Origin of the sequence: Nonomuraea sp. B1E8 (assembly GCF_039871515.1) — a bacterium.
In the GTDB taxonomy this organism is placed as follows: domain Bacteria; phylum Actinomycetota; class Actinomycetes; order Streptosporangiales; family Streptosporangiaceae; genus Nonomuraea.
The window spans coordinates 1,531,647-1,542,910 of the sequence record NZ_JBDPLS010000001.1; the positions used below are offsets into that span (position 1 = coordinate 1,531,647).

The window sequence follows — 11,264 nt, forward strand, 5'->3', positions numbered from 1 at the left end:
TCCTGACCGGGCGTCCGGCCTCAGGGCGCGGTGCGCAGGCGTACGGGGCCGAACAGGCCCGTGACGCGCTGGCCGGCGAAGACGAAGTGCGTGGGGCTGACCTCGTCGAAATAGGGGGCCAGCGTGCCCAGCACCAGCACCTCGACGACATTGTCGCCGTCGTCCAGCTCGACGTCGAAGACGTACGGCGAGCACACCCTGATCCCGCACGGGCGGCCGTTCACCGTGACCTCCGCCGTGCCCCTGACGCGGCCGAGGTCGAGCTCGCCCGGCCCGGCCTGGGCGGTGACGGTGGCGCGGTAGCGCACGCCGCCGCTGTAGCCGGCCAGGCCGCGCTCCTCCCAGTCGCCGAGCCGCATCCGGCCAGGACCGCAGGTGAAGCGCACGGGGCCGGTGAACGCGGCGCCCGACTGGCGCCCGGGGACCGTGGTCACGCGCAGCTCGCCGCCGTCCACGACGCACTCGACGCCGTCCGCGACGTCCACGGAGACGCCGGTCATGCCCGGGGGCGGGTCGAGGAGGAAACGTTCGGTCCTGGGTCGGGCGCCTGGCGCGGTGAACGCGGCGGCGGGGGCGGAGGGGCGGCCGTCGAGCCAGCCCGCCTCCGGCAGCGGATGCGGGCGGACCCGCGACCACAGGGCTGCGGGGTCACCCTGCTGGCGGCGGCGTACCCGGGGGCGGGGCGTCCAGCCGGGGCCGGAGACGGCCAGGCCGTCGGCCAGCACCCAGCCGTCCGACTCGATCCTGATCGTGTTGTCGCCGGGGCGCAGCAGGCGGGCCACGTCGTAGCGGCGTACGCGCGGGATGTCGGCCTCCGCGTACGGGTCGAAGCCGCCCTGGCGCCCCGCCTCCACACCGTTCACCAGCACCCGGCAGAACGCGGTCGAGGAGACCTGGAGCGGCGACCCGCCTCCCTCCTGGACGTGCACCGTGGTCTCCAGGGGCGTGCCGGCGATCCACTCGGGTCGTGCGGCGTCGCCGGGGTCGTCCACCAGGCAGGCGTAGGCCCGCAGGTCGTGCTCCTCGTCCGGGACGAGCGCCAGCTCCAGCAGGTGGTCGCCGGGCGCGACGGGTGAGAGCGTGACGGCGGCGTAACCGGCGTCGTCGAGCGGCCGCTCCTCGCCGTCGAGCCGGAGGGTCTTGGCGGCGCCCGCGCCGATCGCGAGCCAGACGGGAGCACCCTCCGGCACGGTGAGTACGCTGCGGAAGCGCGCCTCGGCGCCGGCCGCGACCCGGCCGAACGCGAGGAACTCCACCGGCACGTGCCCCTTGGGGCCCAGGGTCTCCCGGTGGACGGGGTCCTTGTGCAGGCCCCGCGACGTCGACCACACCGAGGGCGTCCACGGGCCGTCGCCGACGCGCTGCTCCCCGCGCGGGCCGAACGTCACGTGCACAGGCTCCCCGCCGGGCCTGCGCAACGACCAGCGTTCAACGCAGGCACCGGTGCCACCGCCGACGTCGGCGGCGGACGCGGCGGCGGTTGCCGTGGTGAGACCGAAGTCCGACCAGGTGTCGTCCATGGTCGGGACGAGCTCGACGTCCCACTCGTCCCCGAGGTCCACCTCCACCGGGTACGCGGGCCGCGGCGGCGCCGGCTCGGCGTGCGTGCCGTCGAACACCAGCAGCGCGGCGGGCCCGTCGTCGAACGGCACGACCACCTCCACCGCGTCGCCGTCGCGCGTGTGCGGCAGCGCGACGGGATCGCCGCCGGCGAAGGGCCGGGCCAGCCGCGGCGTCCCCGACACGCCCCTGACGGTGACGCGCATCTCGCGGGCGTACCTGGCGGGGTCGAAGTCGATGTCGGCGTCCAGCCAGCCGAGCTCGACGCCGCGCCGCTCGGGCCGTCCGACGCCGATCCTGCTGGCCATCGGGAAAGTCGCCGTCAGGAACACCAGCGTGGTGTCACCGGCCTCGCGCACCAGCGCGGGCACCGGAGCCTCCACCCGGCGCGGCAGCCCGGCCAGCGCGTCACCCAGGCGGTCCGGGGACGGGACGAAGCGGGCCGCCCCGCCCAGCGGATCCGTGCCGACGGAGACGACCAGCCCGCCGTCCGCGGCGAACGCGGCGAGCCGGGCGGCGACGTCCTCGTCGAGCACGGTGACGGCGGGCAGCACGACGGCCCGGTACGCCTCGCTGGACACGGCGAGCCGCCCGTCCTCGACCGTCGCCCGCCGTACGGAGTCCTCGTCGATGACGTCGGCGTCGAAGCCGAGCCGGTCCAGAACGCCCGGCCTGGTGGCGAACCACGCCATGTCGCCGACGATCTCCCGGTACACCTCCTGCGCCCGCTCGGCCGGAGCCCGTGCCCCCGGACCGGCGGCCTGGACGGTGGCCGTGGGGAGGAGGACGGCGACGTCGCAGGCGTGGCGGCCCTGCGACAGGGCGGCGCACAACCGGGTGACGGCGTCGGCGAAGACCCGGTGGTGCCGCCAGTACGGCTGCCGCCAGTCCGTGGCCGGCGGCGCCCACTCCCACCAGCCGCGCCTGGTCGTGTAGTAGACCGCGTGCGGGTTGTACAGCGTGGCCCCGGCCCGCAGCCACGGCAGCAGCCAGTCGAAGGTCTCCTCCAGCGTGCCGCCCCAGCCGCTGGAGTGGAACGCCTCGATCCAGGTGCGCGGCCGGCCGTAGAGGTGGGCGAGCGAGGCGTGCAGGCGGGCGTCGCCGTGGTGGTCGGATCCGGGCGCGCCGAACCAGCGGTGGGTGCGGGCGTAGTCGGCGTACAGCTCCACCCCGGCCACCGGGTGCCCGGCGCGGGCCGGGTCCTGCTGGTCACAACCGTTGAGCAGCCCGTGCCGCGCGTGCCACTCGCCCAGCGGCCGGAAGAACGCCTCCTCGGCCAGCTCGGCGCGGGTGCGCTGGTACGCCTGCCAGTCCGGATCGGCCGGCGAGAACTCCGCGCCCCGCCTGACGCGGTACTCCTCGGCGAAGCGGGCGGACCAGGTGGGCAGGGTCGGCAGCTCGTCCTGGAACGACCCGGCGATCACCCGGCCGAACCAGTGCCCGGCGCGCCGCTCGAACTCGCCGTGCACCCGGTCGAGCAGCACCGCGCACGCCTCGCGCGACAGGTAGTCGAAGCCGCGCAGCGTGACCGACCCGTCGGGGTTCAGCCACTGCCCGGCGAACGACGGATGTTCCTGGACCAGCCGGGCCTGCAGGTCGGCGCCGGAGAAGCCGAGCTGGTCGTAGAACCACAGGTACGCCCCCAGCTCGTACGCGTCGGCGCACACCTGGTCGAACAACTCCCACCACGGCTCCGACAGGAACGGCGGGTCGTCGGCGTCGGCGCCGAAGGCAGGCCCCGACGGGGCGAGGTTGAGGATGACGAGGTTGTGCACTCCCCCGTCCACCAGGCGTTCCATCTGCATGCGGAGCCGGTCGCGGCGCAGCGGCTCGCCGCTCCACCACCAGATGGCCGCCGGGGAGTACTCCCTGGGAGGCGGGTCGCCGTTCATCCTTTGAGCCCGCTGGCGAAGCCCTTGATGACGTACCGCTGCAGCGCCAGGAAGACCACCACGATCGGCACCGCGCCGAGCACGAGCCCGGCGAAGACGAGGCCGTGCTGGGAGACGTACTGGCCGACGAAGGCGAAGACACTGACCGGGACGGTCTCGTAGCCGGAGCCGCCGAGGTAGACGAGCGGCGTGAAGAAGTCGTTCCAGATGAAGACGGCGTTGAGGATCAGCACGGTGCCGGTGATGGGCCGCAGCAGGGGGAAGACGACGCGGGTGAACGCCGTCAGGTGGGAGGCGCCGTCGATCTGCGCGGCGGCGGCGTACTCGCGGGGCAGGGCCCGGATGAAGCCGGTGTAGAGGAAGACGGTGAACGGCAGCTGGATGCCGGTGTAGAAGAGGATCATCCCGGCGTGCGTGCCGATCAGCCCGAGGTCGTTCACCAGCTCATAGAGCGGGATCATGCCGAGCTGGAAGGGCAGCACGATGCCGAGCAGGAAGAGCACGTAGAGGCCGTAGCCGAGGCGGGTCCGCACCCGGGCCAGGAAATAGGCGGCGAACGAGCCGAGCGCGATGAGCGCGACCAGGCTGGCCACGGTGACGACGGTGCTGTTGACGAGGGACGGGCCGAGGGCGGCGGCCGTCCACGCGGAGCCGTAGTTGTCGAACGTGGGCGGGTCGGGCAGCGCCAGCGGCGAGCGCGAGATCTGCCCGGGGTCCTTCAACGACAGCGAGACCAGGGTGTAGACGGGGAACAGGAACGCCACCGCCACGGCGATCATGACGATTTCCAGCAGGAACGTCTTCCTCACGCGGTCACCTCCCGGCGGCGCAGGTAATAGACCTGGACGAGCGAGACGGCGGCCACGAACAGTGCGAGCACGAGGGCGACCGCGGTGCTGTAGCCGAACTTGCCGAACACGAACGCCTGCTTGTACAGCACGGTCGACAGGGTCTCGGTGGCGTAGCCGGGGCCGCCGTTGGTGGCGGCGAAGACCTGGTCGAAGAGCTTGAGCCCGCCGATCGTGGACAACATCAGGTTGATCGTCACGGCGGGGGCCAGCAGCGGCCAGGTGACGTAGCGGAAACGCTGGAGGGAGCCCGCGCCGTCGATCATGGCGGCCTCGTGCAGCTCCTTGGGCACGCCCTCCAGCCCGGCCAGGAAGATGACCATGGAATATCCGGCGTACTGCCACACGACCATGCCGGCGATCGACCACAACGCCATCGACGGGTCGCCCAGCCAGTCGACGTGCAGGCCGAGCAGCCCGTTGAGGCCGGCGGACGGGTCGGGGTTGTAGATGTACTTCCACAGGAACGCCACCATGACCGGGCTGACCACGACCGGCGCGAAGAAGATCACGCGGAGCAGGGCCCGGCTTCTGAGCTTGGCGTGCACGCCGAGCGCCAGCAGCAGCCCGACGCCGTTCTGCACGGCCACGGTGGCCACGGTCAGCAGCAGCGTGTTGCCGATCGAGCCCATGGCCTGGTCGTCGCCGAGCAACGTGCGGAAGTTGGCCAGGCCGACGAAGGACATGTCCTGGCCGATGCCGCTCCAGTCCGTGAACGCGTACACCACGCCGCTGACCGCCGGGTAGAGCACGACCAGCGCGTAGACCGCGAGCGCGGGCGCGGCGAACAACCACGACGGGGCGGACGCGGTGAAACGGCGGCGGGAGGAACTCGCGGTCACTTCCGGTACGCCTCGTCCATCTTCTTCAGCGCCTCGTCGATGGTCGACTCGCCGGCCAGCAGCTCCTGGACGACGGCGAAGTGCACCGGCTGCACCTCGGCGTTGGGCCAGCGCTGGTCCATGAACGGCACCGCGCGGTCCTTGGTGAACGGCAGGAACGACTCGACGGCCGGGTCGATGGTCGAGGAGTCGTCCTGCGTGAGCGGGATGGCGGAGATCGCCTTGGCCCAGGCGTTGATGTTCTCCTGCTTGCCGAGGAAGTCGATGAACGCCTTGGCCTCCTCGACGTTCCTGCCCTTGGCGGCGGCTCCGAGGCCGACGACGACGCCGGCGGGGATCCACACGGAGCCGGCGTCGTCGGCGCCCGGCACGGGGAACATCGACAGGTCGTCGGGCGAGGAGGCCGCCTTGCGGAAGTCGGGCAGGACGGCGGAGACCTGGACGGCCATGCCCGCCTTGCCGCCGGCCACCATGGAGGTCTGCTGCTCGAACGTGGTGCCGTTGGGGTTGTCGTTGAAGTAGCCGCGTTTCTGCAGCTCCAGGTACATCTCCATGGCGTCCTGCCAGCCGGATCCGGCGAAGGTCGCCTGCCCGGCGAGCTGCTTGTCGTCGAACGTCGGGTCCTTGGCGTAGACGGTCGAGGGCACCAGCGCGTACGTGATGAGCTGGGTGACCCACGGCGTCTGCGCGCCCAGCGCGATCGGCACCACGCCGGCCTTCTTCAGCTTGTCGCAGGCGGCGAGGAACTCGTTCCACGTGGTGGGCGGGGCGTCGATGCCCGCCTTGTCGAAGGCCTTCTTGTTGTAGACGGCGCCGATGACCGACGAGCCGGCGGAGTAGATGTAGGTCTTGCCGTCGAGCTGGAAGGCGGGCTTGAACCCGGCGGGGACGGTCGCCGCCCACGGCTGGGCGGACAGGTCGGCCAGCAGCCCGGCCTCGGCGATCTGGCTCATCGACATCGCGCTGCCGTTGCCGGGGTAGACGACGTGCAGGTCGGGGGCGTTGCCGGCGCCGAGTTGGGTGCGCAGGGAGGTCTGCACCTGGTCGGTGGGAGCGTAGGAGGCGGTGATGCGCACCGCGGGCTTGGCCTTCTGGTAGGCGCCGACGAGTTCGTCCATCGGCGTTTTCTGGTCGGCCACGCCGATGAACTTCAGCTCCGTCGTGGCGCCGCCGCCGGTCGTCGCCGTGGTCTCTGGCCTGGTGGAGCACGCGGTGGCCGTGGCGGCCACGGCCAGGCCGCCCATCATGCGCAGGAACTGCCCGCGGCTCACCCTGGCGTCGTGCAGAAGGCCGGTCATGTCCCGCCCACCTCCATGACCTGGCTGTTAACTTAACAGCCATATTTGTTAAAAGTGATAGATGTGGGGAGGGTACGAGTCGCCCAAGTTGGGTGTCAAGGTTAGGATTCGCAGCCGTCGAAAGGGTGAGAGGGCTCCCGGTGGATTCGCGTCAGCACACCTCAAGCAAGTCCGCCCGGTGGCGGGGCATGGCCGAGCAGATCGTGCGCCAGGGCTCGGCCTCGGTGACGGAGCTCGCCGAGAGCTTCGGCGTCAGCGTGATGACCGTGCACCGCGACCTCGACGAGCTGGAGCGCCAGGGCATGGTGCGCAAGGTCAGAGGCGGGGTCACCGCCCAGGCCAGCAACGTGTGGGAGAGCAACATCGCCTACCGGCTCCAGGCCCACACCGCCGAGAAGGACGCGATCGCCCGGGTGGTGGCGGGGATGATCGAGCCCGGCGGGTCCGTCATGCTCGACGACTCGACGACGGCGCTGGCCGTGGCCCGCCATCTCGGCGACCTGGCGCCGCTGACCGTGGTGACGAACTTCCTCGAGGCGATCAGGCTGCTGGCCGGCAGCCCCGACATCCGGCTCATCGCGCTGGGCGGGGAATACCGTGCCACCCACGACTCCTTCCTCGGCCTGGGCTGCGTCGACGCCGTCGAGGCGGTGAGCGTCGACGTGGTCGTGGTCTCCACCTCCGCCGTCTCCGACGAGTACGCCTTCCACCAGGAGCAGGAGATCGTCCTGGTGAAGCGGGCGATGTTGCGCGCGGGCGCCCGCCGCATCCTGGCGGTCGACGGCTCCAAGCTCGCCCGGGTGGCGCTGCACCGGGTCGCGCCGCTGGACGACTTCGACGCGATCGTCGTCGACTCGGCCGCCCCTGCCGACCTGCTCCAGCGGCTGCGCGACCGGCACGCCAACGTCCAGGTGGCGCAAATATAACGCGATCGCGCGTTATTTATCACTTGAGTCTTGTTAAGAAGTGCGGTTGCTTGTTACAAAGTGAGGGCTTTCACCCCCCAGCTCAGGAAGCGGCATGGATCATCCCTCACGTCGATCCTTCCTCGGCCTCGGCGGCGCCGCGTTCGCCCTGGCCTTCACCACGAACCTGGCCGACCCCTCCACCGCGCAGACGACCACCGTCCGCGGTGACTACCCCTTCAAGCTCGGCGTCGCCTCGGGCGACCCCCTGCCCGACCGGGTCATCCTCTGGACGCGGCTGGCGCCCGAGCCGCTGGAGCCGCTCGGCGGGCTGCCGTACAACAAGATCAGGGTTGACTGGGAGATCGCGGAGGACGAGGCGTTCACCCGGCCCGCCCGCCGCGGCTCCACCTGGGCCACCCCCGAATACGGTCACTCGGTCCACGTGGACGCCAAGGGCCTGCGCCCCGGCCGCGACTACTTCTACCGCTTCCGCGCCGGCGGCGAGATCAGCCCGGTGGGCCGGACCAGGACCGCGCCCGCGCCCGGCGGCGACCCGGAGTCGCTGCGGCTGGCCTTCGCCTCGTGCGCGCTGTGGCAGGACGGCTACTACACCGCCTACCGCCACCTCGCCGACGAGAACCCCGACGTGGTCTTCCACCTGGGCGACTACATCTACGAGTACGGCATCGTGCCGACCGGCGGCAACCGCCGGGTCCCGGTGCCCGAGCAGTACCGCGTGCAGTGCGACACCCTCGACCGCTTCCGCATCCAGTACGGCCTCTACAAGAGCGACCCCGACCTGCAGGCCGCCCACCACCGGGCGCCGTGGATCGTCACCTGGGACGACCACGAGGTGCTCGACAACTGGGCCGGCCCGCACGGCCCCGGCGGCGAGGTGACCGAGCAGGACTACCTGGTGATCCGCGCCAACGCCTTCCGTGCCTTCTGGGAGAACCTGCCCGTCCGCGTGCCCGCCGTGCAGGGCCCGGACGCCCGCATCTACCGCAGGTACACCTTCGGCGACCTGGCCGAGTTCAACGTGCTCGACACCCGTCAATACCGCGACGACCAGGTGTGCGGCGACGGGCAGCAGGTCGACTGCGCCGACCGCCTCGAACCGGCCAGGCAGATGCTCGGCGCCGAGCAGGAGCGGTGGTTACTCGACGGCATGGGCGCCTCCCGCGCCCGGTGGAACGTGCTCGCCCAGCAGATCGCCATGATGCGGCTCGACTTCGACCCGGGCCCCGCCCAGAAGCTCAGCATGGACCTGTGGGACGGCTACAAGGCCGCCAAGGACCGCCTGATCAACGGCATGATCGAGCGCGAGGTCAGCAACCCGGTGGTGCTGACCGGCGACATCCACTACAACCTGGCCGGCGAGCTCAAGCAGAACTTCGACGACCCCTCCTCCCCCACGGCCGGGGTGGAGTTCGTCTGCACCTCCGTCAGCAGCGGCGGCAACGGCAACCCTGACACCGGCCTGCCGCCGGGCGGCACCGACCCGATCAACCCGCACCTGCGCTTCTCCAGCTACCAGCGCGGCTACGTCTCCTGCGAGGTCACCCGCGACCAGTGGCGGGCCGACTTCAAGGTCGTCCCGTACGTCGACCGCCCCGGCGCCCCCGTCTCCACCAGGGCGAGCCTCGTCACGCTCGACGGCGCCCCCGGCCTGCAGGCGCTCTAGGAAGGAACGATCATGCGTCATCTCGCCGCCGCGCTCACCGTCGCCACCGCCGCCGTCACGCTCACCACGGGAGCCGCCTGGAACCCCGCCACAACCGCCGGGAAGCCCTCCGCGACCGCTGGCAAGCCCTCCGCGACCGCCGGGAAGCCCTCCGCGACCGGTGGTGAGCCCTCCGCCGACCTCACCCCCGTCGCGGGCGCCGACCGGCTCGTCGCCGCGCTCGGCGTGGACCCGGCCTGCCCCGCCAAGATCGAGATCGGCATGCGCAGCGACGCGAGGAAACCCGCGTACGCCACGATGGACGTCGAGATCGACCCGCCGCTGACCGCCTCCCGCACGATGCTGACCAGCTACCTGCCACCCGGGTACGAGCTCGGCGCGAAACTGCTGGTCGCCGTCCCGCCCGAAACCAAGGAGGGCACGTACGAGCTGCGGCTGCGCACCCGCGCCGAGACGCTGGAGGTGCCGGTCGACGTCGTGCCCCTCGACAGGCTCGACAACGGCGGCAACCTCGCGCTGCACCGCCCCGTCACCGCCTCCTCCCAGCACACCAACGCCAACTACCCGCCGTGCAGCGTCGCCGACGGCGACACCTCCTCCAACGGCTGGGCCGGCGGCAACGGCTGGAACGACGCCACCGGCCGGGCCTGGCCCGACACCATCGCGGTCGCGCTGGGCGGGCCGAAGCAGGTCTCCCGCGTCGACCTGTACACCCTCGACACCGAGCGTTACCCGGCATCGCGCAACGGGCTGCGCGACTGGGACGTCCAGGCCCAGGTGGACGGCGAGTGGCGGACGGTCGCGCAGGTGCGCGGCAACACCGCCGGCAACGTGCGCTCGGACTTCGCGCCCGTCACCGCGGACGCCGTCCGCATCGTCGCGCTCGCCTCCAACGGCGCCAACGACTACACGCGCATCATCGAGGTCGAGGTCCGCTGACGACCTCCTCCTATGGCGCCTCGGCGGGGGTGGCGGGCACGACCTGGCACGCCGGCCACCTCGACACGATCCGCGAGCTGCTCGACGGGAAGAAGGGCTGCTACTAGAGGCCGAGGGCCTCGGCCGGCTCGGCGATGATGCGCTGGATGATCATCCCGGCCGCCCCCAGCACCGCCGCGTCCGGGCCGGTCTGCGAGACCACGAGGGCGGGCGGGTCGTCGCGCATGTGCGCCAGCCTGGCCCCCAGCCCGTCGGCCACGGGCCCCTCCAGCCACCGGAACAGCGGCGCGAAGACGCCGCCGAGCACGATCATGCCCGGGTCGAGGAGGTGCACGGCCGAGGTGAGCGCCACGCCGAGGGCGTGCCCGGCCCGCTCGCACGTCTCCAGCGCCCGCGGGTCGCCCGACTCCAGCCGCGACACCAGCGCGGCGACCGAGTCCAGCTCCCCGAGCAGCGTGTCCTGACCGGCGTAGACCTCCAGGCAGCCGCGGCCGCCGCACCGGCACGCGGGCCCGTCGGGCACGACGACGACGTGGCCCAGCTCGCCCGCCAGCCCGAACGTGCCCCTGAACAGGCTGCCGGCCACCACGAGCCCGGCGCCGACGCCGATCTCGCCCGAGACGTAGAGGAAGTCCGTCTCCCGCGCGCCGAACCACAACTCGCCGAGCGCCGCCAGGTTGGCCTCGTTGTCGATGGCGAACGGCAGGTCGACCACGTCGGTCACCCGTACGTCCCGCCAGCCGAGGTGCGGCGCGCTGCGCAGCGTCTCGCCCTCGACGGTGCCGGGCACGGCGAGCGCGGCGCCGATGACCCGCAGCCCGGCCGCCTCGGCCTCGCCGATGGTCTCCTTGGCCAGGTCGCGCAGTTCCTGCAGGATGCGCGCGGGGTCGGAGTTGCGGTTGTCGGCCGGGAGGGTGCGGCGCAGGCGTACGGTGCGGGTGAGGTCGACCACGCAGGCCGCCAGATAGTCGATGTTGATCTCCAGCCCCAGCGTGGCCACCCGGTGGCCGCTCAGGCTCACGGCGACCCCCGGGCGGCCTCGCTCGCCGCCCCTGACGGCGCCGCGTTCGGTCACCACCCCCGCCTCCAGCAGGTCGGCGACGAGGCTGGACACGGTGGTCTTGGTGAGCCCGGTCAGCTCGGCGAGCGCGGCGCGGGTGTGCGGCCCCGACCGGTGGATCTCCCCGAGTACGACGGCCAGGTTCCGGGCACGCATGGAATCATGCCGGACCCCTCTTGACGCCACCATGCTCACCTCCTCAGGATTATGTACAGATTATGGACTAAAGGCCA

General features: G+C 71.9%; 8 protein-coding genes. 3 read left to right on the top strand and 5 right to left on the bottom strand.

Translation table 11 applies throughout. The features are described from left to right. Window positions 1-20: 20 nt before the first annotated feature. Genes ABGA98_RS07415 through ABGA98_RS07430 form a run of 4 tightly spaced genes read right to left on the bottom strand, consistent with a single transcriptional unit; the run spans window position 21 to window position 6,440 of the window. Window positions 21-3,452 (bottom strand): hypothetical protein, encoded by a 3,432-nt coding sequence (locus ABGA98_RS07415; protein ID WP_347617391.1) that lies wholly within the window; start codon window positions 3,450-3,452, stop codon window positions 21-23. Further along, the gene (locus tag ABGA98_RS07420; protein WP_347617392.1) at window positions 3,449-4,261 is read right to left on the bottom strand and encodes a carbohydrate ABC transporter permease; all 813 of its coding nucleotides are present in this window, start codon (window positions 4,259-4,261) and stop codon (window positions 3,449-3,451) included. The genes ABGA98_RS07415 and ABGA98_RS07420 overlap by 4 nt, the downstream gene beginning before the upstream one ends. Further along, window positions 4,258-5,142, bottom strand: coding sequence for a sugar ABC transporter permease (locus tag ABGA98_RS07425; RefSeq protein WP_347617393.1), 885 nt, complete (start codon window positions 5,140-5,142; stop codon window positions 4,258-4,260). The genes ABGA98_RS07420 and ABGA98_RS07425 overlap by 4 nt, the downstream gene beginning before the upstream one ends. After that, window positions 5,139-6,440 carry an extracellular solute-binding protein gene (locus tag ABGA98_RS07430; RefSeq protein WP_347617394.1) on the bottom strand — a complete coding sequence of 434 codons (1,302 nt, stop codon included), beginning with the start codon at window positions 6,438-6,440 and terminating at the stop codon, window positions 5,139-5,141. The genes ABGA98_RS07425 and ABGA98_RS07430 overlap by 4 nt, the downstream gene beginning before the upstream one ends. A 188-nt stretch (window positions 6,441-6,628) precedes the next feature. Between ABGA98_RS07430 and ABGA98_RS07435 the strand changes: the two genes are divergently transcribed. From ABGA98_RS07435 to ABGA98_RS07445, 3 genes are all read left to right on the top strand, one after another. Continuing rightward, on the top strand, window positions 6,629-7,366 hold the full coding sequence (locus tag ABGA98_RS07435; protein ID WP_347617395.1) for a DeoR/GlpR family DNA-binding transcription regulator: 738 nt from the start codon (window positions 6,629-6,631) through the stop codon (window positions 7,364-7,366). Between the two features lie 94 nt (window positions 7,367-7,460). After that, window positions 7,461-9,032 carry an alkaline phosphatase D family protein gene (locus tag ABGA98_RS07440; RefSeq protein ID WP_347617396.1) on the top strand — a complete coding sequence of 524 codons (1,572 nt, stop codon included), beginning with the start codon at window positions 7,461-7,463 and terminating at the stop codon, window positions 9,030-9,032. Between the two features lie 12 nt (window positions 9,033-9,044). Continuing rightward, window positions 9,045-9,971 carry a discoidin domain-containing protein gene (locus ABGA98_RS07445; protein WP_347617397.1) on the top strand — a complete coding sequence of 309 codons (927 nt, stop codon included), beginning with the start codon at window positions 9,045-9,047 and terminating at the stop codon, window positions 9,969-9,971. Between the two features lie 103 nt (window positions 9,972-10,074). On the opposite strand, the gene ABGA98_RS07450 is transcribed toward ABGA98_RS07445, so the two are convergent. Continuing rightward, window positions 10,075-11,187 carry an ROK family transcriptional regulator gene (locus ABGA98_RS07450; protein ID WP_347617398.1) on the bottom strand — a complete coding sequence of 371 codons (1,113 nt, stop codon included), beginning with the start codon at window positions 11,185-11,187 and terminating at the stop codon, window positions 10,075-10,077. Window positions 11,188-11,264 lie beyond the last annotated feature (77 nt).